Annotated in this window: 28 protein-coding genes and 1 tRNA gene; 7 read left to right on the top strand and 22 right to left on the bottom strand. The window is 71.0% G+C overall.

Annotated features, from left to right (window positions below):
- Positions 1 to 11: 11 nt before the first annotated feature.
- From accC to GI374_RS03490, 5 genes are all read right to left on the bottom strand, one after another.
- On the bottom strand, positions 12 to 1,364 hold the full coding sequence (gene accC, locus GI374_RS03510; RefSeq protein ID WP_154335649.1) for an acetyl-CoA carboxylase biotin carboxylase subunit: 1,353 nt from the start codon (positions 1,362 to 1,364) through the stop codon (positions 12 to 14).
- A gap of 10 nt (positions 1,365 to 1,374) precedes the next feature.
- The gene (locus GI374_RS03505; protein ID WP_154335648.1) at positions 1,375 to 1,881 is read right to left on the bottom strand and encodes an acetyl-CoA carboxylase biotin carboxyl carrier protein subunit; all 507 of its coding nucleotides are present in this window, start codon (positions 1,879 to 1,881) and stop codon (positions 1,375 to 1,377) included.
- 85 nt (positions 1,882 to 1,966) lie between these two features.
- A complete protein-coding gene (locus tag GI374_RS03500; protein ID WP_370515117.1) occupies positions 1,967 to 2,281 on the bottom strand; it encodes a phosphoribosyl-ATP diphosphatase in 315 nt (104 codons plus the stop codon).
- Positions 2,278 to 3,039, bottom strand: a complete 762-nt coding sequence (hisF, locus tag GI374_RS03495) for an imidazole glycerol phosphate synthase subunit HisF (RefSeq protein WP_154335647.1) — start codon at positions 3,037 to 3,039, stop codon at positions 2,278 to 2,280. The genes GI374_RS03500 and hisF overlap by 4 nt, the downstream gene beginning before the upstream one ends.
- A gap of 62 nt (positions 3,040 to 3,101) precedes the next feature.
- The gene (locus GI374_RS03490; RefSeq protein WP_154335646.1) at positions 3,102 to 4,769 is read right to left on the bottom strand and encodes a thiamine pyrophosphate-binding protein; all 1,668 of its coding nucleotides are present in this window, start codon (positions 4,767 to 4,769) and stop codon (positions 3,102 to 3,104) included.
- Positions 4,770 to 4,831: 62 nt separating this feature from the next.
- Between GI374_RS03490 and GI374_RS03485 the strand changes: the two genes are divergently transcribed.
- From GI374_RS03485 to GI374_RS03475, 3 genes are all read left to right on the top strand, one after another.
- On the top strand, positions 4,832 to 5,596 hold the full coding sequence (locus GI374_RS03485) for a MaoC family dehydratase N-terminal domain-containing protein (RefSeq protein ID WP_154335645.1): 765 nt from the start codon (positions 4,832 to 4,834) through the stop codon (positions 5,594 to 5,596).
- A gap of 44 nt (positions 5,597 to 5,640) precedes the next feature.
- Positions 5,641 to 6,114 (top strand): SsrA-binding protein SmpB, encoded by a 474-nt coding sequence (gene smpB / locus GI374_RS03480; protein ID WP_154335644.1) that lies wholly within the window; start codon positions 5,641 to 5,643, stop codon positions 6,112 to 6,114.
- A 113-nt stretch (positions 6,115 to 6,227) separates the two neighbouring features.
- Entirely contained in the window at positions 6,228 to 6,839 is a 612-nt protein-coding gene (locus tag GI374_RS03475; protein ID WP_154335643.1) for a glutathione S-transferase family protein, read from the top strand.
- Between the two features lie 74 nt (positions 6,840 to 6,913).
- Here the strand turns inward: GI374_RS03475 and rlmN are convergent, their stop codons facing one another.
- A complete protein-coding gene (gene rlmN / locus GI374_RS03470) occupies positions 6,914 to 8,095 on the bottom strand; it encodes a 23S rRNA (adenine(2503)-C(2))-methyltransferase RlmN (RefSeq protein ID WP_154335642.1) in 1,182 nt (393 codons plus the stop codon).
- A 64-nt stretch (positions 8,096 to 8,159) separates the two neighbouring features.
- Positions 8,160 to 8,684: an invasion associated locus B family protein gene (locus GI374_RS03465; protein WP_154335641.1), complete on the bottom strand. Its 525-nt coding sequence runs from the start codon at positions 8,682 to 8,684 to the stop codon at positions 8,160 to 8,162.
- 129 nt (positions 8,685 to 8,813) lie between these two features.
- Here GI374_RS03465 and GI374_RS03460 point away from each other — a divergent pair, with 129 nt between their 5' ends.
- Positions 8,814 to 9,800, top strand: coding sequence for an asparaginase (locus GI374_RS03460; protein ID WP_154335640.1), 987 nt, complete (start codon positions 8,814 to 8,816; stop codon positions 9,798 to 9,800).
- On the opposite strand, the gene GI374_RS03455 is transcribed toward GI374_RS03460, so the two are convergent.
- From GI374_RS03455 to leuB, 13 genes are all read right to left on the bottom strand, one after another.
- Positions 9,797 to 10,552, bottom strand: coding sequence for a TSUP family transporter (locus GI374_RS03455; RefSeq protein ID WP_154335639.1), 756 nt, complete (start codon positions 10,550 to 10,552; stop codon positions 9,797 to 9,799). The two genes, GI374_RS03460 and GI374_RS03455, sit on opposite strands and share 4 nt — an antisense overlap.
- A 1-nt stretch (position 10,553) precedes the next feature.
- Positions 10,554 to 11,432, bottom strand: coding sequence for a phosphoserine phosphatase SerB (gene serB / locus GI374_RS03450; RefSeq protein ID WP_154335638.1), 879 nt, complete (start codon positions 11,430 to 11,432; stop codon positions 10,554 to 10,556).
- A gap of 64 nt (positions 11,433 to 11,496) precedes the next feature.
- Positions 11,497 to 12,345: a VOC family protein gene (locus tag GI374_RS03445; RefSeq protein ID WP_154335637.1), complete on the bottom strand. Its 849-nt coding sequence runs from the start codon at positions 12,343 to 12,345 to the stop codon at positions 11,497 to 11,499.
- Positions 12,346 to 12,396: 51 nt separating this feature from the next.
- Positions 12,397 to 12,837, bottom strand: coding sequence for a DoxX family protein (locus GI374_RS03440; protein ID WP_154335636.1), 441 nt, complete (start codon positions 12,835 to 12,837; stop codon positions 12,397 to 12,399).
- A gap of 118 nt (positions 12,838 to 12,955) precedes the next feature.
- Positions 12,956 to 13,912 carry a LysR family transcriptional regulator gene (locus tag GI374_RS03435; protein ID WP_229582575.1) on the bottom strand — a complete coding sequence of 319 codons (957 nt, stop codon included), beginning with the start codon at positions 13,910 to 13,912 and terminating at the stop codon, positions 12,956 to 12,958.
- 27 nt (positions 13,913 to 13,939) lie between these two features.
- Positions 13,940 to 14,545 carry an alpha/beta hydrolase gene (locus GI374_RS03430; RefSeq protein WP_154335635.1) on the bottom strand — a complete coding sequence of 202 codons (606 nt, stop codon included), beginning with the start codon at positions 14,543 to 14,545 and terminating at the stop codon, positions 13,940 to 13,942.
- 10 nt (positions 14,546 to 14,555) lie between these two features.
- Positions 14,556 to 15,473 (bottom strand): ring-cleaving dioxygenase, encoded by a 918-nt coding sequence (locus GI374_RS03425; RefSeq protein WP_154335634.1) that lies wholly within the window; start codon positions 15,471 to 15,473, stop codon positions 14,556 to 14,558.
- Positions 15,474 to 15,576: 103 nt separating this feature from the next.
- Entirely contained in the window at positions 15,577 to 15,870 is a 294-nt protein-coding gene (locus GI374_RS03420) for a DUF6522 family protein (RefSeq protein ID WP_154335633.1), read from the bottom strand.
- Positions 15,867 to 16,091 carry a hexameric tyrosine-coordinated heme protein gene (locus GI374_RS03415; RefSeq protein WP_154335632.1) on the bottom strand — a complete coding sequence of 75 codons (225 nt, stop codon included), beginning with the start codon at positions 16,089 to 16,091 and terminating at the stop codon, positions 15,867 to 15,869. The genes GI374_RS03420 and GI374_RS03415 overlap by 4 nt, the downstream gene beginning before the upstream one ends.
- A gap of 92 nt (positions 16,092 to 16,183) precedes the next feature.
- The gene (locus GI374_RS03410; protein ID WP_370515116.1) at positions 16,184 to 17,026 is read right to left on the bottom strand and encodes an oxaloacetate decarboxylase; all 843 of its coding nucleotides are present in this window, start codon (positions 17,024 to 17,026) and stop codon (positions 16,184 to 16,186) included.
- Positions 17,027 to 17,092: 66 nt separating this feature from the next.
- Positions 17,093 to 17,169 (bottom strand) — tRNA-Pro (locus GI374_RS03405).
- Between the two features lie 79 nt (positions 17,170 to 17,248).
- Entirely contained in the window at positions 17,249 to 17,857 is a 609-nt protein-coding gene (gene gstA / locus GI374_RS03400; protein WP_154335630.1) for a glutathione transferase GstA, read from the bottom strand.
- Positions 17,858 to 17,869: 12 nt separating this feature from the next.
- Positions 17,870 to 18,991, bottom strand: coding sequence for a 3-isopropylmalate dehydrogenase (gene leuB / locus GI374_RS03395; RefSeq protein WP_154335981.1), 1,122 nt, complete (start codon positions 18,989 to 18,991; stop codon positions 17,870 to 17,872).
- A gap of 187 nt (positions 18,992 to 19,178) precedes the next feature.
- On the opposite strand from leuB, the gene GI374_RS03390 reads away from it, so the two are divergent.
- Entirely contained in the window at positions 19,179 to 19,514 is a 336-nt protein-coding gene (locus tag GI374_RS03390; RefSeq protein WP_370515115.1) for a hypothetical protein, read from the top strand.
- Positions 19,515 to 19,740: 226 nt separating this feature from the next.
- Here the strand turns inward: GI374_RS03390 and GI374_RS03385 are convergent, their stop codons facing one another.
- On the bottom strand, positions 19,741 to 20,205 hold the full coding sequence (locus GI374_RS03385) for a YbaK/EbsC family protein (protein ID WP_154335628.1): 465 nt from the start codon (positions 20,203 to 20,205) through the stop codon (positions 19,741 to 19,743).
- Complete coding sequence (locus GI374_RS03380) at positions 20,205 to 21,380, bottom strand: acetyl-CoA C-acyltransferase (protein ID WP_154335627.1); 1,176 nt, start codon at positions 21,378 to 21,380, stop codon at positions 20,205 to 20,207. Before GI374_RS03380 ends, GI374_RS03385 begins: the two co-directional genes overlap by 1 nt.
- Positions 21,381 to 21,461: 81 nt before the next feature.
- Between GI374_RS03380 and GI374_RS03375 the strand changes: the two genes are divergently transcribed.
- Both GI374_RS03375 and GI374_RS03370 read left to right on the top strand, forming a co-directional pair.
- On the top strand, positions 21,462 to 21,794 hold the full coding sequence (locus tag GI374_RS03375; protein WP_154335626.1) for an STAS domain-containing protein: 333 nt from the start codon (positions 21,462 to 21,464) through the stop codon (positions 21,792 to 21,794).
- A gap of 1 nt (position 21,795) precedes the next feature.
- On the top strand, positions 21,796 to 22,293 hold the full coding sequence (locus tag GI374_RS03370; protein WP_154335625.1) for an ATP-binding protein: 498 nt from the start codon (positions 21,796 to 21,798) through the stop codon (positions 22,291 to 22,293).
- Position 22,294 lies beyond the last annotated feature (1 nt).

Here is a 22,294-nt window from a genome sequence, read left to right as displayed (position 1 = left end):
GCGGCCCTCGGTCAGCCTTCGGCCAGGTTGGCGGCGAGCCACCGCTCGAGCCAGTGGATCGAATAGTCGCCCCGCTGGATGTCGGGCTCGGCCAGCAGCGCCTGGAACAAGGGCACGGTGGTATCGACGCCGTCCACGATCAGCTCGCCCAGCGCGCGCTTCAGCCGCGCCAGAGCCTCGGGCCGGTCGCGCCCGTGGACGATCAGCTTGCCGATCAGGCTGTCGTAATAGGGCGGGATGCGGTAGCCGTCGTAGAGCGCGCTGTCCATGCGGACGCCGAGGCCGCCCGGCGCGTGATACTGGCTGATCCGCCCCGGCGAGGGGGCAAAGTTCGGCAGCTTCTCGGCGTTGATGCGGACCTCGATGGCGTGGCCGCGGGGGATCAGGGCCTCCTGCCGGAACTCCATCGGCCCGCCCGCCGCGACCCGGATCTGCTCGCGCACCAGGTCGACGCCGTAGACGGCCTCGGTCACCGGATGCTCGACCTGCAGGCGGGTGTTCATCTCGATGAAGTAGAACTCGCCGTCCTCGAACAGGAACTCGATGGTGCCGGCGCCGATGTAGTTGATGCGCGCGACGGCATCGGCGCAGATGCGGCCGATCTCGTCGCGCTGCTCATCCGTGATGGCCGGGCCGGGCGCTTCCTCCAGCACCTTCTGGTGGCGGCGCTGCAGGGAGCAGTCGCGCTCGCCCAGATGGACGGCATTGCCGCGGCCGTCGCCGAAGACCTGGATCTCGATATGCCGCGGGCGCTGCAGGTATTTCTCGATATAGACCTCGTCATTGCCGAAGGCCGCCTTGGCCTCGGCCCGCGCGGTGCGGAAGGCGACCTCGAGCGCGCCTGCATCGGCCGCGACCTTCATGCCCCGCCCGCCGCCGCCCGCCGTGGCCTTGATGATGACCGGATAGCCGATCTCCTCGGCCACCCGCCGCGCGGTCTCGAAGTCGGGCACGCCGCCCTCCGAGCCGGGGACCACCGGGATGCCGAGGGCCTTCGCCGTCTCCTTGGCGGTGATCTTGTCGCCCATGATGCGGATATGCTCGGCCGTGGGGCCGATGAAGGTGATGCCGTGATCCTCCAGCACCTGCACGAAACTCGCGTTCTCGGACAGGAACCCGTAGCCGGGATGGATCGCCTGCGCGCCGGTGATCTCGCAGGCGGCGACGATGGCCGGGATCGAGAGGTAGCTGGCCGAGGACGGGGGCGGGCCGATGCAGACCGACTCGTCGGCCATGCGGACATGCATGGCATCGTTGTCGGCGGTCGAATGCACGGCGACCGAGCGGATGCCCATCTCGCGGCAGGCGCGCACCACGCGCAGCGCGATCTCGCCGCGGTTGGCGATCAGGATCTTGTCGAACATGGACCCTGCCTCACTCGAGGACCATCAGGGGCGTTCCGAACTCCACCGGGCTGCCGTCATCGACGAGGATGCGCCGCACGATTCCGGCGCGCGGGGCGGGGATGTGGTTCATGGTCTTCATCGCCTCGACGATCAGCAGCGTGTCGCCCTCGGCGACCTGCTGGCCGAGGGTGACGAAGGCCGCCGCGCCCGGCTCGGCCGAGAGATAGGCGGTGCCGACCATGGGCGAGGTGATGGCGCCGGGGAGGCTCGCCGGATCGTCGCTGCGCGGCTCGGGCGCCTGAGGGGCGGCGGCCTGCGGCGCGGCGGCGGGCTGCGGCGCGTGGATCATCTGTGGGACGGCGACGGGACGGGCCTGCTTCACGACCTTGACCGTCAGGCGGTCGTTCTCGCCATATTCGCGCTTGACCTCCAGCTCGGCCAGCTCGTTGCGATTGAGAAGTTCGGCAAGCGCCGAGATGAAGGCGACATCGCCTCCGTGCCGGCCGGTGGAATCGGTCTGCGGGTCGTCGGTCATGCCGTCCTCGTCATGGAAAGCCGCGTTCTGCCGCGCGGCGCTTCACGGGTATATAGACCCGTTGTCGCGGCCGCGAAAGCGCCGCTCAGCGCCCGGCCTTCTCGTCAAGCCCGGACCGCCCCTCGCGGCGGTCGAGTTCGTCCAGCACCGCCGGGAAGGCGACATCCCGCGCCGCCAGCATCACGAGCAGGTGATAGAGGACGTCCGCTGCCTCGGCTGTCAGCCGGGCGCGGTCGCCCTTCACCGCTTCGATGACGGCTTCGATCGCCTCCTCGCCGAACTTCTCGGCGCATTTCTCCGGCCCTTTCGCCAGCAGCTGCGCGGTCCAGGACGACGCCGGGTCGGCGCCCCTCCGCGAGGCGATGGTCGCCGCCAGCCGGTCGAGCGTATGCCCACTCACGTCCGCCGCACCGGGATGCCGGCGGCGGCCATATGCGCCTTGGCCTCGGCAATGGTGTAGAGGCCGAAGTGGAAGATCGAGGCGGCGAGGACGGCCGAGGCGTGGCCCTCGATCACGCCCTCGACCAGATGATCGAGGTTCCCGACCCCGCCCGAGGCGATCACCGGGATGTCCACCGCATCCGCGATGGCGCGGGTCAGCGGGATGTTGAACCCCTCGCGCGTGCCGTCGCGGTCCATCGAGGTAAGCAGGATCTCCCCCGCCCCCCGCGCCGCCACCGTCCGCGCGAAGGTCAGCGCGTCCACCCCGGTCGCGCGGCGGCCGCCATGGGTGAAGATTTCCCACTTGCCCGGCGCCACGGTCTTGGCGTCCACCGCGACCACGATGCACTGGCTGCCGAAGCGGTCCGCGGCCTCGGCGACCACGTCCGGGTTCGCCACTGCGGCCGAGTTGAAGCTGACCTTGTCGGCCCCGGCGAGCAGCAGCGCCCGCACGTCCTCGGGCGTCCGGACGCCCCCGCCCACCGTCAGTGGCACGAAGCAATGCTCGGCCGTGCGGGTCACGAGGTCATACATCGTGCCGCGGTTCTCATGCGTGGCGTGGATGTCGAGAAAGCAGATCTCGTCGGCGCCCGCGGCGTCATAGGCGCGCGCGGCCTCGACCGGGTCGCCCGCGTCCACGAGATCGACGAAGTTGACGCCCTTGACGACGCGGCCGTCGGCCACGTCGAGGCAGGGGATGATGCGGGTCTTGAGCATGTTTGCGGATTAGCGCGCAAGCCGGGGGTTTTCCACCCCCGGACCCCCGGAGGATATTTGGATCAAGGCGAAGCGGAGGCCTTCAGGCCGGCGGCGCGGGTTTCGGTTAGGGTCAGGTTCGTGGTCAGCGCCTCGGGGTCCAGCTTCAGCTCGATGATGGCGAGCGTCCCCGCCGCCTCGGCCTGACGGAAAGCCTCGGGGAAGTCGTCGCCGTTCTCGACCACCGCGCCGAAGCCGCCATAGGCGCGGGCGAGCGCGGCGAAATCCGGGTTGGCGAGGTCGGTGCCAGAGACGCGGCCCGGATAGTGCTTCTCCTGATGCATGCGGATCGTGCCGTAACGGCCGTTGTTCGCCACGATCACGATCACCGCGACACCGTATTGCTGCGCGGTCGAGAGCTCGTTCAGCGTCATCTGCAGGTCGCCGTCGCCCGCGAAGCAGACGACCGTCTGCGATGGTCGCGCGATCTTGGCCGAGACCGCCGCCGGCAACCCGTAGCCCATCGAGCCGGAGGTGGGCGCGAGCTGCGTGCCGCAGCGGCGGAAACTGTGGTACCGGTGGACGAAGGCGGCGAAGTTGCCGGCGCCGTTGGTGATGATCGCGTCAGGGGCCAGATGGTCGCGCAGCCAGCACACGGCGCGCTCCAGCTTCACCATGCCGGGGGTCTCCGTCGGCATGCGCCAGGCCTCGTAATCGGCCCTGAGAGCGCGGGTCTGCGCCGCCCAGGGGCGCGTGGCGGGCGGCGGGGCCTCGGCGAGCGCGGCGACCATGTCGCGCGGATCGGCGACGATGCCGGGCTGCGGCACCCAGACATGGCCGAGCTCGTCCGGATCGGGATGGACATGGACGATGCGCGGGCGGGGTTTCGCCGGGTCGATCAGCGTGTAGCCATGCGTCAGCGTGTCGCCGAGCCGCGAGCCGAGGGAGACGACCAGATCGGCCGCGCGCAGGGCCTCGCCGAGCTTCGGGCTCATGCCGACGCCGAGATCGCCCGCGTAGGAGGGTGATTCGTTGTCCATGTGGCTCTGGCGGCGGAAGGGGGCCGTCACCGGCAGTTCCCAGCCTTCGGCGAAGCGGCGCAGCGCCTCGCCGTCCTCCTGCGCCCAGAGGCTGCCGCCGGGCACGATCAGCGGCCGCTGCGCGGAGGCGATCGCCTCGGTCACGGCCTCGACCGCCGCCGGCGCGACGCCCCGGATGCGGGGCGCCGGCGGCGGCAGGTCGGGCACGTCGCAGGTCTCGGACAGCATGTCCTCGGGCAGCGCCAGCACCACCGGGCCGGGGCGGCCGGACATGGCGAGGTGGAAGGCGCGGCTGACATATTCGGGGATGCGGGCGGTGTCGTCGATCTCGGCCGCCCATTTGGCGAGGCCGCCGAACATCTGGCGGTAGTCCACCTCCTGGAACGCCCCGCGGTCGCGGTCGCCGCGCGCGATCTGGCCGACGAAGAGGATCATCGGCGTGCTGTCCTGCCTCGCCACATGCACCCCGGCCGAGGCGTTCGTCGCCCCCGGCCCGCGGGTCACGAGGCAGATGCCGGGCCGACCGGTCAGCTTGCCCGCCGCCTCGGCCATCATCGCGGCCCCGCCCTCCTGCCGGCAGACGACGTTCTGGATGCCCGAGTCGAGGAGCCCGTCGAGGGCGGCGAGGAAGCTCTCGCCCGGCACCGAGAACACGCGCTCGACGCCGTTCGCCTTCAGCGCATCCACCAGAATCTGCCCGCCGTGCCGCATGACCGCCTCCCGTTTGCCCGGCGAGCTTGCCCCCGCCGCCGTGCGCCTGCAACCTCGCGGCCATGGAGTTCACCCGCACCGACATGATGGACCCGGCGCGCATGACGGCGCTGGCCGCCGTGCTGGACCTCGACTGGCGCGAGGGCGAGCCGCTGCCGCCCTTCGCGCATCAGGTGTATTTCTGGGACGCCCGCCCCGCTGCCGCACTCGGCCGCGACGGGCATGCGGCGGTGGGCGACGGGCTGATCCCGGACCTCGGCCTGCCGCGGCGAATGTGGGCGGGCGGACGGCTGGAGTTCGCCGCGCCGCTTCATGCCGGGCGGGAGGCGGTGAAGCGGTCCGTGCGGGAATCAGTCGAGCGGAAGGAGGGGCGCAGCGGGCCGCTGGGTTTCGTGACGCTGCGCCACGAGATTTCGCAGGACGGGCGGCTCTGCGTCACCGAGTGGCAGGATCTGGTGTATCGCGCCGAAGGCGGCACCGCCCCGCAGCCTGCGCCTGCGCCCGATCCGACAGGGGCGGAGACGGCGTCGCTGACTTTCGACGAGGTGCTACTCTTCCGCTACTCGGCCCTCACGCTCAACGGTCATCGCATCCACTACGACGCCCCTTATGCTCGGGCGGTCGAGGGCTACGGCGGCCTCGTCGTCCACGGCCCCCTGCTGGCGCAACGGCTGATGCTCGCCGCGCCGCAGCCGCTCCGCCGCTTCGCCTTCCGCGGTCGCTCGGCGCTGATCTGCGGCGAGGCGGCGACCCTTGTGCGGCGGGGCAGCCGCCTCTGGATTGCGGCGGGGGACGGGCGGCTGATGATGGAGGCCGAGGCCGGGTGAGGGCGGCTTTACAGCCCCGGCCCGCGCCCGTATCGCTTGCCGTCATGGCCGAAAAATCCGACCCCAACAGCAAGCTGATCGCCGAGAACCGGCGCGCCCGCTACGACTATGCGATCGAGGACACGATCGAATGCGGGATCGTGCTGGCCGGCTCGGAGGTGAAGAGCCTCCGCACCGGGCAGAGCGCGATCACCGAAAGCTACGCCTCGGTCGAGGGGGGCGAGCTGTGGCTCATTAACAGCTACATCGCCACCTACATGCAGGCCGGCGTCTTCGGCCACGAGGAGCGGCGGCGGCGCAAGCTGCTGGTCTCGCGCCGTGAACTGGCGCGGCTGCACCAGGCGGTCGGGCGCGAGGGCATGACGCTGATCCCGCTGGCCATGTATTTCAACGAGCGCGGCCGGGTGAAGGTCAGGATCGGCATCGCCAAGGGCAAGAAGCTCGCCGACAAGCGCGAGACCGAGGCCAAGCGCGACTGGAACCGGCAGAAGCAGCGGCTGATGAAGCAGAACGGCTGATCGGCGGCATCTTGCGCGCTAATCCGACGGCTGGCTAGCCGCAGGACGTGGCTTGTTGCACGCTTCCGCCGTGGAGCGCCTGAGCGCCTCCGGGACCAGCCAATGAGGCAGCCATGCTGACCCTCTACCACGCGCCGCAATCCCGCTCGACCACGATCCTCGCCCTCGTCGAGGAGATGGGGATCGCCGACCGGCTCAAGATCGAGGTCGTGACCATTCCGCGGCAGGACGGCTCCGGCGCGCCGGACCCGCGGAACCCGCATCCCGAGAAAAAGGTGCCCTACCTGGTGGACGGCGAGGATCATGTCCGCGAGCGCGGCGCGATCATCACCTACCTGACGGACCGCTTCCCGGAGGCGGGCCTCGGCCGGCCGCCGGGCGATCCGCAGCGCGGGCGGTTCCTGAGCTGGCTGTTCTATTATCAGGGCGTGGTCGAGCCGGTGATGATCCTCGATTGGGCCGGGATCAGCCATCCGGCGATCACTGCCGGGCTGCGCGGGATGGACGAGGTGACGGCCTCGCTGCGCGCGGCACTTGCGGAAGGGCCGTGGCTGCTGGGGAAGGATTACTCGGCGGCGGACCTGCTGATGGCGAGTCCGTTCGTGTGGTTCCCGGACGTGACGCCCGACGACGCCGCGATCCGGGACTGGGTGGCGCGGTGCAAGGAGCGGCCGGGGCTCAGGGCCGCGATGGCGAGGGATGAGGCGTGGAAGGTTGGAGCGTGATCGAGGCGTAGGGTGCGTGCTCTGCACGCACCTGTCCGTGGCTCACGCGACATGGTGCGTGGGAACCACGCACCCTACGCCGTCGCCGCCTCGGCCGCGATCTCGGCGCGGGACTTCCGCCCGCGCTCCGTCGCGCTCTTGAGCTGGCCGCAGGCCGCCATGATGTCCTCGCCGCGCGGGGTGCGGATCGGGGAGGCGTAGCCGGCCTTGTAGACGATGTCGGCGAAGGCCTCGATCCGCTCCCAGCTCGACCGCTTGTAGGGCGCGCCCGGCCATTCGTTGAAGGGGATCAGGTTGATCTTGGCCGGGATGCCGCGGATCAGCTTGACCAGCCGCCGGGCGTCCTCGTCGCTGTCGTTCACGCCGTCGAGCATCACATATTCGAAGGTAATCCGCTCGGAGTTCGAGAGCCGTGGATAGTCGCGCAGCGCGCCCAGCAGCGCCTCGAGGTTCCACTTTCGGTTGATCGGGACCAGCTTGTCGCGCACCGCATCCGTCGTCGCGTGGAACGACACCGCCAGCTGGCAGCCGATCTCCTCGGCCGTGCGCGCGATCTCCGGCACCACCCCCGAGGTCGAGAGCGTGATGCGGCGGCGCGAGAGGGTCAGCCCCTCGCCGTCCATCACCACCTGCATCGCGTCGCGGACCGCCTCGAAATTGTAGAGCGGCTCGCCCATGCCCATGAGCACGAGGTTGCTGACCAGCCGCGTCTCGTCCTTCGGCGCGCCCGGCTCGGGCCATTCGCCCAGGTCGTCGCGGGCCACCATCAGCTGGCCCACGATCTCGCCCGCGGTCAGGTTGCGGACCAGCTTCTGCGTGCCGGTGTGGCAGAAAGTGCAGGTCAGCGTGCAGCCGACTTGCGAGGAGACGCAGAGCGTCCCGCGCCCTTCCTCGGGGATGTAGACCGTCTCGACCTCATGCCCGCCCGCGATCCGCAGCAGGTATTTTCGCGTTCCGTCCTCGCTCACCTGCCGCGTCACGACCTCGGGTAGCGCGATCTCGAACCGCTCCGCCAGCATGGCGCGGTAGTCCTTGGCAAGGTTGGTCATCGCGGCGAAGTCGCGGACCCCCCAGTGATAGACCCAGGCCCATACCTGGCCGACGCGCATCTTCGCCTGCCGTTCGGGCGTTCCCGCCTCGATCAGCGCGTCGCGCAGTTGCGCGCGGGTCAGGCCCACGATGTTGAGCCGCCCCGAAGCCGGGAGGCTGCGGGGCAGGGTCAGGACGTCCTGGGTGATCGGCGCGGTGGCGGTCATGGCGAATCCGGGGCAGGGGAGCGGTCTATATGGGTGCCCGCGCCGCGTTCCGCCAGTCCCGCCCTTACTTGCAGGCGTCGCGCGCGGCGTTGGTCATCGCGGTCGCGCCCGCGAGCGAGAAGGTGTCGGTCGTCGCCGTCCCGCGCGAGGAGCGCCCGGTCAGCACCGCGGTCGAGCCGCCGCGCAGCGCCGCGATCACCTTCGCGTCATCGTCGGGCGAGCCGGTCCAGGCGCTCTCGCCCTCGGTGAAGAGCTGGAAGGTCTGGCTGCCGACCTGGAGGCCGACATTCGAGCCCTCGGCGAAGGGATAGCCGCCGGTGAAGCTGACCTCGCCGTTCTGGCCGGGGCGGTAGGCGATGTAGAGGCGGATGTCGCCGCGCTGCACCTCGGCCGGCTTGCCGTCGCGGGTGTTCACGGTCTTCGTCGGCGGCGACACGGCCCAGCATTCCTTGGGGCTGTCGGCCCGGAAGGCGGTCCAGTCGCCCTGGTTGCCGATCACGTTCGAGCTTTGCTGCGCCGATGCAGCGTCGCCGAGGGCGGCAATGGCGAGGGCGGCGGCAGCGACGCCGCGGAGGAAAGGGGTGGTCATGGCTGCTCAGGCTCCTGTCCGACGTCATGCGCTGTGGCCTTTGCGGCCACTTGCGGGTCACGATAGCGAATGGCCGGGGCGACGGGAATGCCGCCGGCGGAAAATCGCGCGATTGTCAGGAGGGAAAACATGGCCGCAGCGGAGATGATCGAACTCTGGCGCGGAAACCTGCGCGAAGGGGTGCATCGCGGCCATGCCGTGGTGGCCGATGCGCGCGGCATCGTCGCTGCCTGGGGCGATCCGGGCGCGGTGATCTTCCCGCGCTCGTCCTGCAAGATGATCCAGGCGCTGCCGCTGATCGAGAGCGGCGCGGCGGATGCGGCGCGTCTCGGGACCGAGGAACTGGCGCTCGCCTGCGCGAGCCACAGCGGCGCGGTGATTCATACGGAGCGCGTGGGCCGGTGGCTCGCGGGCATCGGCCTGGGCGAGAAGGCGCTGCGCTGCGGCAGTCACATGCCGGGCGACAAGGCGGAGGCGAAGCGGATGACCTGTGCGGGCGAGGCGCCCTGCCAACTGCACAACAACTGCTCGGGCAAACACGCGGGATTTCTCACGCTGAACCAGAGGCTGGGCGGCGGGCCGGATTATGTGGAGCTTGACCATCCGGTGCAGCGCGCGGTCCGTCTGGCCTTCGAGGAGGTGACGGAGGAGACCGCCGCCGGTTGGGGCGTGGACGGCTGTTCGGCCCCGAACTTCGCCGGGACCATCGGCGCGCTTGCGCAGGGCATGGCGCGCTTCGCCCGCCCCGACGGCGGCAAGCGCGGCGAGGCGATGGCGCGCCTCGTCGCGGCGATGCTGAAGCACCCGGAACTGGTCGCGGGCGAGGGGCGGTCCTGCACCGCGATCATGCGCGCGACCGGCGGGCGCGTGGCGGTCAAGACCGGGGCCGAGGCGGTGTTCGTGGCGATCTGGCCCGAGCGGGGCCTGGGGATCGCGGTGAAGGTCGAGGACGGCGCTGCTCGCGCCTCCGAGGCGGCGATCGTGGCGCTGCTGGTCCATCTGGGCGCGCTGCCGCGCGAGCATCCGGTGGTCGGGACCTACCTCACCGGCGCGCATCGCAACTGGCGCGGGCTCGAGACCGGCGGCTTGCGCCTCGCACCGGGCTTCCCGCGCTAGAACGCGTCCCAGAGCAGCCGCATGGCCATCAGCGTGCAGGTCACGACCAGCAGCGGCTTGATGACCCGCGCGCCGCCCCGCATCGCCAGCCGCGCACCGAGGCTCGCGCCCAGCACCTGCCCTGCGGCCATCGCCAGCCCGATCAGCCACAGCGGCTGCCCGGCCAGCGCGAAGCCCGCGAGGCTGCCGAGGTTCGAGGCGAAGTTCAGCAGCTTCGTATGCGCCGTCGCCTTCAAGACGCCGTAGCCCGCCAGCGTGACGAAGCCGAGCATGTAGAACGACCCCGCCCCCGCGCCCAGCAACCCGTCGTAGAGGCCGACGACCGGCACCACGAGCGCGGTGAAACCCGCGGGCGAGAGGCGGCGGCGGCGGTCGGCGTCGGTGAGGCCGCGTTTCAACGCAAAATAGGCGGCGATGGCGATCAGCAGGACTGGCAGCACCGGGCGCAGCCAGCCGGTCGGCAGGGCCGAGATGGCGAGCGAGCCGATGAGCCCCGCCGCGAAGGCCAGCACCGCCGCCCCCGCCTGCCGCCGCAGGTCCACATGCCCGGCGCGGGCATAGGCGATGGCGGCGGTCGCGGCGCCGAACACCGCCTGCACCTTGTTGGTGGCGAGCGCGCCCGCAGGCGGCACCCCGGCCAGCATCAGCGCCGGGATGGTTATGAGCCCGCCGCCTCCCGCGATCGCGTCCACGAAGCCCGCGGCCATGGCGGCGCCGATCAGCGCCAGCACGATCTCGGCGCCGAGGTCCATGTCAGACCCGCACGATCTCGTCGGCGTGATAGCCTTGCAGGTAGAGCAGCCCCGTCAGGTCCGCGTGATGCAGCCGCACCTGCGCCTGCGCCGCGACCGAGGGCTTGGCGTGCAGCGCCACGCCGAGACCGGCGGCCATCAGCATCGGCAGGTCATTGGCCCCGTCCCCCACCGCGATCGCATCGGCGGGCGTCAGGCCATGGCGCGCCGCGATCTCGTGCAGCGCCACCAGCTTCGCCTCGCGGCCGAGGATCGGCATCCCCACGGTGCCGTGCAGCTTGCCGTCGGTCTCGGTGAGGGTGTTGGCGCGGTGCTCGTCGAAACCCAGCATCTCCGCCACCGGCCCGGTGAAGCTGGAAAAGCCGCCGGAGACGAGGGCGGTCCAGGCGCCGCCCGCGCGCATGGTCGCGACCAGTTCGCGCCCGCCGGACGCCAGGGTGATGCGGCCCGCAAGAACATCCGCGACGACGCTGCCGGGCAGCCCGGCAAGGAGGCCGACGCGCTCGATCAGCGCGCCCTCGAAATCCAGCTCGCCGTTCATCGCCCGCGCCGTGATCTCCGCCACGCGCGGGCCGACGCCCGCCAGATCGGCCAGCTCGTCGATGCATTCCTGCTCGATCATGGTGGAGTCCATGTCCGCGAGCAGCAGGCGCTTGCGGCGGCCCGCGTCAGGCAGGAGGGCGAGGTCGAAGCCCTCGGCCTGCTGGCCCATGCGGGTGGCCTCGAAATCCGCGGGCGCCCCCGCCACCGCGAACTCCGCCGCGATGCCGGCGGCGAGCCACCGCGCCTCCGCCCCGCCCAGAGCCGCCCGCAGCCGGTCGAGGCGCGCGGCGTCGAGGTCGGCGCGGGCGGGGGCGGCGAGGACGGTGACGATGGGCATGGGGCCTCCCGCGGCTCGGTATGGGCGCTGCCTAGCGCGCGCCGCGGGCGGATGCCAGACGCCCTCAGGCGAGGGCGATGGCCGTGCCCCAGGGGTCGCGCAGGGCCGTTGCGTCCGGCGCGATCCCCGCCGCCTCCGCCCGCGCGAGGATCGCGTCGCGGTCGGCCTTGTCGCGCAGGATCAGTTCGACCCCGGCGAGACCCGCCATCCCTTTCGGCCGCGGCCCGGCATTGCGGCTGTGCCAGACGTTCCCGGCAAGCTGGTGGTGATAGCCGCCGCTGCCGTAGAAGCTCGCGCCCGGATAGCGCGTGGCGATGTCGAAGCCGAGGATGTCGCGGTAAAAGCCGTCCGCCGCCCGCGTATCGCCCACCTGCAGGTGGACATGGCCAATGCTGCCGTCCTCGGGGTAGGCGGACCATTCGGTCTCGCCCCCGGCAGCCAGCAGGTCCTGAAGGTCCAGCGGGTCGGTGGCCATGCGGATCTCGCCGTCGCCGCCATGCCAGGCCTGCACCGGGCGATCGGTATAGACCTCGATACCGTTGCCCTCGGGATCGGCGAGGTAGAGGGCCTCGCTGACGAGGTGGTCCGAGGCGCCCTGCAGTTGCACGCCTGTCTTGGCCACATGGCCGAGCCAGCGGCCGAGATCGGCGCGGGAGGGCATCAGGAAGGCGGTATGGTAGAGGCCCGCCTGCCGCGGATCGACGGGGGCGAGGCCGGGATCGCCCTCGAGGCGCAGGAGCGGGGTCGAGCCGGTGCCGAGGGTGACGGCGCGCGCCTCCCGGTCGACCGGGGCGAGGCCGAGGGTGGACTGGTAGAAGTCCGACAGGCGAGGGAGGTCGCGTACCTTCAGCCGCACGGTGCCGATCCGCATCGGCGCGGCCATCATGTCGAAATATCCGTTCGTGCTGGTCATGGGGACACTCCTTGAAAGGGGCGGACGGGGGCTGGTCCCGTCCGATATGGGTCAGGCGCGGTTGCGGCGAAGGGCGAAGGCGCCGTCACCGAGGAGCGCCTGGACCACGAGGGTCACGGCCCAGAACGCCGGGTATTCCCAGCCGCCGCCCTCGTTCGAGAAGAAGAACCCGGCGGCGCCGTGGGGCGCGACGATCGAGCCGATCAGCACCGGGATCAGGGCGAGCGAGACCCAGCGGGTGGCCATGCCGAGGATCAGGGCGATGCCGCCCAGCAGTTCGACGGCGATCACCGGATAGGCGAGGAAGCCGGGGAAGCCGAGGCTTTCAAAGAACATGGCGGTCCCGGCCGGGGTGAAGATCGCGATCTTCAGCCAGGCATGGGCGACGAAAAGGATGCCGAGCGAGACCCGCAGGATCGTAGCGGCGAGGTCGGTGTCGGCCACACCGTCGAGCAGCGAGGCGCGGGCGGGGGTGTTGGGGATGGTGGTCATGGCGGTTCTCCTCAAGCGCGACGCGAGGGGCGCGCCGCTGATGGAGGGGATATGGCACCGGAACGCCTGGACAATAATCCGGCCGAATGGAAGATGATTGCGACCGATGTGGAAGCAATCACCAGCCCGCCTCCCACGACGGCGTCCCGCGATACCGTTCCGCTAGAAAATCGACCAGCGCGCGGACCTTCCCGGCGAGGTGGCGGCTGTGGGGGTAGAGGGCATGGACGCCGAATGGCTCGACCTCATGCGCCTGCAGCACCCTTTCGACGCGGGCGGAGCGGAGCGCCGCACCCGCGACGAAGCTCGGCACGCAGGCGATGCCGAGGCCGGCCTTGGCGGCCTGAAGGCAGGCCTCGGCGTTGGAATAGCGGATGCGGCCCGTGACCGGGACAGCGCGCGCCTCGGCGCCGCGGCCGAAGGGCCAGCGGCCGGGATCGCGGAAGTTGGTGTCGATGATGCAGTCATGCGCGGCGAGGTCGCCGGGCGTCCGCGGCGCGCCCCGTTCCGCCAGATAGGCGGGCGCGGCGACCACCACGAGGCGCGAACCGCAGAGGCGGCGGCTGACGAGGCTCGAATCCTCCGGCCGGCCGATCCGCACGGCGAGGTCGAAGCCCTCGTCCACCAGGTTCACGATGCGGTCGGAGAAGCTGACGTCCAGCTCGATCTCCTGGAAGCGCGCAGCGAAATCGTTGAGCGCAGGGGCGAGTTCCAGCCCGCCGAAGGTCAGCGGTGCGGTGAGCCGCAGGCGGCCGCGAGGCGCGCCCGAGTCGTTGCGGATCGCGAGGTCGAGGCTATCGAGTTCGTCCAGCAACACGCGGACGCGGTCGTAATAGGCCTGCCCGGCCTCGGTCGGCGAGAGCGCGCGGGTGGTGCGGTTCAGCAGCCGCACGCCCAAATGTGCCTCGAGGCGCGAAACGAGCTTCGAGGCCTGGCCGGAGCTGGTCCCGAGGCGCTCGGCTCCGCCGGTGAAGCTGCCGGCCTCCATGACCGCCACGAACATCCGGTCGCTGTCGAGCCGGTCCATGTCGCCCTCACGCCCGCGCCCGCCGGGAGGGGCGGGCGCGGGGATCATGCGGGATCGCGGGGCCTGCGAACAGGGTCAGCGGCGCAGGAAACCGGCGATGGCGTCGAGTTCCGACCGCGCGATCTCGTGGCCGCCGTCGTGCAGGTGCAGCTCGACCGGGCCGCCCTGGTCCTTCAGGTAGCGCACGAGGGCGTCCGTCTGCGGAAGCGGGCAGATCGGGTCGCGGCGGCCGGCCGTCACCAGCATCTCGACGGTAGCGAGGCCGGGTTTCGGCTGCGGCTCCCACGGGATCAGCGGATGCATCAGGACGGCCCGGTCGATCAGGTCCGGCGCGTCGAACAATACCGCGGCGAGGATGTTCGCGCCGTTGGAGTAGCCGAGGGCATAGGCCGGGACCCCGGGATTCGCCTCGCGGTGGGCGCGGATGAAGCCGGCCATCGCCGCCGCGCGCGTGGCGAGGTCGTCCATGTCGTAGACGCCCTCGGCCTTGCGGCGGAAGAAGCGGTTGGCGCCGTGCTCGGAGACATCGCCGCGCGGGGCGACGATGCCGGCGCCGGGCAGGATCTGGTCGATCAGCCGCGTGAACTGGTGCTCGTCGCCGCCGGTGCCGTGGAAGGAAAAGACCAGCGGGGCGCCCTCGGCGGGCGGCCTCGCGACGTGATGATAGCGGTCCAGAGACATTCCCACCTCCTCAGTCGGTGATCGGCTGCAGGGTCTGCTCCAGCCGGTCGCGCAGGTGGGCGTGCTGGGCGGGCAGCTTCAGCGCCTCGCCCAGATGGGCGCGGTCCTCGTCTCGGTCGAAGCCGGGCTCGTTGGTGGCGATCTCGAAGAGGACGCCGCCGGGGGTGCGGAAATAGATCGCCCAGAAATAGTCGCGGTCGATCTGCGGCGTCACATGCGCGCCCGCCTCAGTCAGCGCCCGACGCACCTCGGCCTGCGCTTCGCGGTTCTCCACCGCGAAGGCGACGTGGTGCACCGAACCCGCGCCTTCGCGCGCCCGATCGGCACCGGGCAGCACCTCGAGGTCGATCACATCGGCGCCGTTGCCGCCGGGCATCACCAGCCGGGTGAAAGCGCCTTCGCGCGCGGTTTCCTCGTAGCCCATGAACTTCAGCAGCTCCGCCGTGGCGGCGGCGTCATGCAGGCGCATGGTCACGCCGCGGAAGCCGTGGACGCCATGATCGGCCGGGACCGGGCCGCCGGCGAAGGGCGCGCGGCTGTCGCCCGGCGCCTCGACCAGCGCGAAGCCGTCGCCGTCCGGCCCCTCGAAACGCAGCCGCGTCTCGCCGAAGCGAGTCTCCTCCTCGACCCGGCCGAGGCGCTCGCCCCAGTAGCCGAGCGAGCCCTGCGGCACGGCGAAGGCGGTCTCGCCGACCTCTCCGGTGCCGCGCCGTCCCTTCACGATATGCGGGAAGGGGAAGTAGGTCATCACGGTGCCGGCCGAGCCGGTCTCGTCGCCGTAATAGAGGTGATAGACGTCCGGCGCGTCGAAGTTGACGGTCTTCTTGACCCGGCGCAGGCCGAGGGTCTTGGTGAAGAAGTCGTTGTTTTCCTGGGCGTCCGACGCCATCGAGGTGACGTGGTGCAGGCCCTTGATCTGGTTGAGCATGGTGGTTCCCCGTATTTGCTTGACCCTGAGATAGGGCCCTGGAATATTCACGGGAACGGCGAAAATCAGGCTTTCACTGTTGCGCCCGACGCAACAACACCCCTTACGCCCGACGCATCGAGGGAGGCAGCGGCCTGTCGCCGAAATCCGCGACTTCGCTCTGCAACACGTGGCCGCCCGCATCCACGACCAGCCGCAGCCGCTTGGCCGCGGTGAAGACCGTCAGCCGCGTGCGGCCCGCATCAGTGCCCTGGCCGCGCTCGACGCGGCTGGTGATGGTGCCGTCGCGCATCCCCTCGCGCAACGCGGCCTGGCTCAGCCCCAGACGCCCGGCAAGCGCCTCGGCGTCGATCTGCACGTCGCCGCCGGGGCCGAACTCGACCGTCGCGCCGCTCACGTCCAGTAGCCGTTGGCGGCGGCGACGGTGGCGAAATGGGTAGCGACGACCTGGCTCACCGCGATCAGGGCGTCGCTGTCCACGGCATACTCCGCACGCAGCCGGTCGCGCACCGCGGCGTCCTGTTGGGTGAGCTTCACCGACATGCGCGAGAGCTTGACGGCAAGCTCGTAGCCCGCCTGCGGGGTGTCGGTGATGAGGGTGGGAAGCCAGGTGTCCATCGGGTTCTCCTCCGCGTCCGGATGGGCGTCTGGCCAAGGCTAGGCCGGGGAGGGGGGCGCCGCAACGCGGTTGGGCGCCGCATGGCAGGCGCTCATTCCGTCGCGCCGCGCTTTTCTTGCGACATGACGCTTGCAATCACGCTTCCGGGGAGTGCATCGGCGGCAAAGGTGAAGCTGCCCTTGGCCTTCACCTCTTCGGCCGCCCGCATCAGCGCGCCGAGCGCAGCCCGCGCGAAGGAGCCGCCGACGCTGATCCGCCGAACGCCGGCGTCCGCCAGTTCGGCGACGGAATAACTCGGACCCTTCAGCCCCATGACCACATTGACGGGCTTGTCCACGGCGGCGCAGACCGTTCGGATCGCGTCGATGTCGGGCAATCCCGGCGCATAGAGTACATCTGCGCCCGCCGCGGAGAAGGCCTGCAAGCGCCTGATCGTGTCGTCCAAGTCGGGTCGGTCCCAGAGGAAGTTCTCGGCCCGCGCTGTCAGGAGGAAGGGCAGGCCTCGGGCAGCTTCCACTGCCGCGTGAACCCGCTCCACCGCGCGGGGCAGATCATGGATCGGGGCGTCCGCATCCCCGGTCGCATCTTCGATCGAGCCGCCGACAAGGCCGATGCCGCAGGCCAGACGGATGGTCTCCGCGCAGGTTTCCGGCGCCGCGCCGAAGCCGTTTCCGAGATCGGCCGAGACGGGCAGGCTGGTCGCGCCGGCGATCTCGGCGGCGTTGGCCAGGATCTCGTCGCGCTCCAGATCGGCGGGTGAATCGAGCTTGCCTTTCGAGAACGCATAGCCCGCGCTCGTGGTCGCGAGCGCCTCGAAGCCGAGGCTTGCCAGCAGCCGGGCGGACCCCGCGTCCCAGGGGTTGGGAATGACAAACGCCCCCGCTCTGGCGTGCAGCGCCTTGAACCGCTCGAACCTGCTCGTCTGATCTGACACGTCCGCCTCCCGGGGCTGGCCCCGTGCCAGGCTACCATGAAGGACGACGATGAGAACGGGAGATACTGGTCGGAGCGAGAGGATTCGAACCTCCGACCCCCTGCTCCCGAAGCAGGTGCGCTACCAGGCTGCGCTACGCTCCGACCGTGCGGGGGCAGGTAGCGCGGGGGAAAAGGGATTGCAAGGGGAATGCGGCGGGCGCGGGGCCCGCCGCAAACCGTGTCAGATCAGGCCTTCGGCCTTCAGCGCCTTGACCGTCGCCGGGCGTTCGGCGACGCGCGCGACGAAGGCCTGCATGTTCGGCCACTGGCCGAGGTCCACGCCCACACGGGGCGACCAGTTGGCGACCACGAAGGCATAGGCGTCGGCCACGGTGTAGGTCGCGCCGGTCAGATACGGCCGACCGTCGGACAGCAGTTGCTCGAGCCAGGCCATGTTGCGGCCGATGCTCTGCCGCGCGGCGGCTTTCGTCGCCTCGTCGCTGGCAGGCGAGAACATCGGCTTGAAGGCCGCGTGCAGCCCGGTGCCGGTGAAGTTCAGCACCTCCTGCACCCGCGCCCGCGCGAGCGTGCCGCATTTCGGCGCCAGCGACTCGTTCCCGGCGCTGTCGGCCAGGAATTGCAGGATCGCCGGACCTTCGGTCAGCACCTCGCCGCCGTCGAGCCGCAGGGCGGGAACCACGCCCTTGGGGTTGATGGCGAGGTAGTCCTCGCCGCTGGCGGTGCGCTTGGCCGCGGTGTCCACGACCTCGGTCTCATGCGGCAGGCCGAGTTCGTGCAGCACGATATGCGAGGCCAGCGAGCAGGCGCCCGGCTTAATGTAGAGTTTCATGATGTCCTCGGGTCAGGCCGACAGCGCCGCGATGATGCGGTCGCCCATCTCGGCGGTGGAAACCGGGGTGCCGCCCTTCGGCCCCAGCAGGTCGGCGGTGCGCACGCCCTCGGCCAGCACCTTCTCGACCGCGGCCTCCAGCATGTCGGCCTCGGCGCCCTTGTCGAAGGAGTAGCGCAGGCACATGGCGAAGCTGAGGATGCAGGCGATCGGGTTCGCCTTGCCCTGCCCGGCGATGTCGGGGGCCGAGCCGTGGACCGGCTCGTAGAGCGCTTTCGGGCGGCCGTTTGCCATCGGCGCGCCGAGCGAGGCGGAGGGCAACATGCCGAGCGAGCCGGTCAGCATCGCGGCGGCGTCCGAGAGGAGGTCGCCGAACAGATTGTCGGTCACGATCACGTCGAACTGGCGCGGGTTGCGGACCAGCTGCATGGCGCCGTTGTCGGCATACATGTGGGTCAACTCGACCTCGGGATATTCGTTGTCATGGACCCACTGGACCTCCTCGCGCCAGAGGACGCCCGATTCCATGACGTTGGCCTTCTCCATCGAGCAGAGGCGGCCCGAGCGCTTCTTGGCCAGGTCGAAGGCCGCGCGGGCCACCCGGCGGATCTCGCCCGAGGTGTAGCGCTGCGTGTTGACGCCGACGCGGCCGCCCTCGTTGTCGGGGTTGTTGTCGTCGGCATGGATGCCGCGGGGCTCGCCGAAATAGACGCCGGAGGTCAGCTCGCGCACGATCAGGATGTCGAGCCCGGCGACCACCTCGCGCTTGAGCGAGGAGAAATCGGCCAGCGCGTCGAAGCACTGCGCCGGGCGCAGGTTGGCGAAGAGGTCCATCTCCTTGCGCAGCCGCAGCAGCCCGCGCTCGGGCTTCACGCTGAAGTCGAGATCGTCATAGGCGGGGCCGCCGACCGCGCCCAGCAGCACCGCGTCCACCGCCTGCGCGCGGGCCATCGTCTCGTCGGTCAGGGGCGTTCCATGGGCGTCATAGGCGCAGCCGCCGACCAGCCCCTGCTCGACCGCGAAGCTGAGGCCGCGGTTGTCCTCGAACCAGCCGATGACCTTGCGGACCTCCGCCATCACCTCGGGGCCGATGCCGTCGCCGGGCAGGATCAGGAGGGAATGGCTGTCGGGCATGGCTGGCCTCACGGTTCTGGGGATGGGGGCGGCCTCCGGCTAGCGAGGCCCGCCCTCACCGTCAAGTCACGGCGTTTTGGCTTGCGATCCGGGGCGCGATGGGGCCGGATTGGCGGGTTCCAGACGGGGGTTCCAGATGCGAGCGCGCGGGATTGCAGTTCTCGCCGCGGCCGGGTTTTCGGCGGCGGTGGCTTCGGCACAGGGTTTGACGGTGCCGCTGCCGGATGTCTCGGGGTTGGACCACGCCGCGGCCGAGGCGCTGATCGAGGAGCTGGCGGCGGTCAACGTGATCACCTCGAACTGCCCCGGCTATACGATCTCGGACGGCGAGTGGATGCTCATCACCGGCACCGGCGACAAGCTGGCGGCGCAGCTGGGGATCGACCCCGCGACCTACGACCAGCGGTTCTACGGCCCGGCCTTCTCGCTGCTCGATGACCCGAGCGCCTGCGACCGGATCGGTCCCAGGGCGCGGCCGCTGATCGACCGGCTGGTCGCGATGGGGGGCAGCACGACGCGGTAGGGGCTGTCGCAAGCGCAACCTGCGGCGTTTCCGCGCAAGGGATCGGGGCGCGTGACCCGATCCCGCTCACGACAGTGATGAAGCGAGGCAGAGGGTCCGCGCCCGCACGAAGGTGGGCGCAGACGCGCCCGCACGAAGGTGGGCGCAGACGCGCCCGCCCTGGGGGCGGGCGGGCGCGGACCCGTCCGCTTTGGCGGACGGGCGGGAGGTAGCGGGGAGCTTGGCCTCAGGCCGTGAATGCCGCGGGTTTCGCGCCCGTCGCGCGCAGCAGCTCGCCCGGCGGCGCCGCAAACACATGCCGCGGGGTGCCGGCCGCAGCCCAGACCTCGTCGAACTTCGACAACCGCGGGTCCCACCAGGCGGGAACCGGCGTCAGATGGCCGAGCGGCGGCACGCCGCCAATGGCAAACCCCGTCGCCGCGCGGACCGCCCCCGCATCGGCCCGCCCGAGCGCCCGCCCCGCAAGCGCCGAGGCACGGTCTGGATCGACCCGGTTCCCGCCCGCGGTCAGGAACAGCGCCAACCCGCCCGCGTCATCCGCAAACAGGATCGACTTCACGATCTGGTCCAGCCCGCAGTCACAGGCCGCCGCCGCATCCTCCGCCGTGCGGCAGTCGCCCAGCTCCACGATCCGCACGCCGAGGCGCGCCTCACGCAGCGCCGCCTCGACCCGGCCGACGCTCTTCGACATCAGACCCGCTCGATCGCGATGGCCGTCCCCTCGCCGCCGCCGATGCAGATCGCCGCGACCCCGCGCCTGAGCCCCCGCGCCTCGAGCGCATGGAGCAGCGTCACGATGATCCGCGCCCCCGATGCCCCGATCGGATGCCCGAGCGCGCAGGCGCCGCCGTTCACGTTCACCCGGTCGTGGGGCAGGCCCATCTTCTGCATGAAGGCCATCGGCACGACCGCGAAGGCCTCGTTGACCTCCCACAGGTCCACGTCGTCCTTGCTCCAGCCAATCTTCGCCAGCAGCTTCTCGGCCGCCGGCACCGGCGCAGTCGGGAACTCGGACGGCGCCTGCGCGTGGGTGGCGTGGCCGACGATCCGCGCCCGCGCCACCTCCGCCCGGCCCGAGATCACGAGCGCCGCGGCCCCGTCCGAGATCGAGGAGCTGTTGGCCGCCGTCACCGTCCCGTCCTTGCGGAAGGCGGGCTTCAGCGTCGGGATCTTCTCGGGCCGCGCGCTGCCCGGCTGCTCGTCGGTGTCCACCACCGCCTCGCCCTTTCGCCCGGCGACCGTCACCGGCACCACCTCGGCCGCAAAACCGCCCGAGGCGATGGCGGCACTGGCGCGCTCCAGCGAGGCGAGCGCATAGGCGTCCTGCGCCTCGCGGGTGAACTGGAACGCCTGCGCGCAGTCCTCGGCGAAGGTGCCCATCAGCCGCCCTGACCCGTCCGGGCCGCGGTCATAAGCGTCCTCGAGCCCGTCGAGGAACATCGAATCCATCACCTGGCCATGCCCGAGCCGCGCGCCGCCGCGCATCTTCGGCAGCAGGTAGGGCGCGAGGGTCATGCTCTCCATCCCGCCCGCCACGACCGTCGTGGTCGAGCCCGCCCCGATCGCATCGGCGGCCATCATCACCGCCTGCATGCCGGAGCCGCACATCTTGTTCAGCGTGGTCGCCGGAACGCTCTCGGGCAACCCGGCCGCGAATCCCGCCTGCCGGGCCGGCGCCTGCCCCTGACCGGCCGGCAGCACGCAGCCCATGATGACCGAATCGACCTCGGCCGCGGCCACGCCCGCGCGGTCGAGGGCGGCGCTGATCGCCGCCCCGCCGAGCTGCGGCGCCGGCACGGCTCCGAGGCTACCCTGCAAGCCTCCCATCGGCGTGCGCGCGGCGCCGAGGATGTAGACATGGTTCATCTGTCGCCCCCTGACGGCTAACCGGATCGAAACCTTTCTGGCGTAGAGACGTCGGCGAGGGAACCGCAATCGGAGGCGGGCATGAAGCTGGAGACGAGGCTCGAGGGCGAGGTGCTGCATGTCCGCGTGGACGAGGCGCGCCTCGACGCGGCGGTGGCGACGGCCTTCAAGGACGAGATGCGGCGCGTGCTGGGCGCCAGCGGGCGAACGGTCGTGCTCGACCTCAGTCGGGTCGATTTCATGGACAGCTCCGGGCTCGGCGCGACCATCGCGGTGCTGAAGTCGATGCCGCGCGGGCGCAGCCTGGAACTCGACGGCTTGCGCCCGAATGTCGAGCGGGTGTTCCGTCTGACGCGCATGGACAGCGTGTTCCGCATCCGCGGGATGGCACCGGGCAGCGGCGAAGGGGCCTGAGATGGGGCTGCCGGTGCTGAAAAAGGACGCGACCAGCCCGCCCCCCGCCTTCGCGGCCTGCGCCGCGCCCGAACAGGGCTTCCAGCGGCAGCTGCATCCCGACCCGCTGGAAATCCGCGCCGCGCTCGTCGCGCTCAGGGCGCGCTTCGGCCCCCTCTGCGGCCCCGAGAACCTCGGCCGCCTGGAGCTGGCGATGGCGGAGGTCCTGAACAACATCGTCGAGCATGCGGCCCCCGATGGCGGCTGGCCGCGGCAGGGCGCGCGCATCCGGCTGTCGGTGGTGGTCCGCGGCGAGAGCCTCTGCTGCCTCGTCTGCGACGAAGGCGAGGCGGCGCCGGAAGGATGCTTCGAGCGCGCCGCGCTGCCCGCGGGCCTGCCGGAGGGCGGCTTCGGCCTCTACCTCCTCGGCACCCTGGCCGAGCGGGTGCGCTATCGCCGCGTGGAGCACCGCAACGTGCTGATGTTCTGCCTCGGCCGGGGGGAGGCGCGCGCCGCCTGAC

Source organism: Paracoccus sp. S-4012 (assembly GCF_009674885.1).
GTDB lineage: Bacteria > Pseudomonadota > Alphaproteobacteria > Rhodobacterales > Rhodobacteraceae > Paracoccus.
This window is presented reverse-complemented; position numbering and strand designations above follow the sequence as displayed.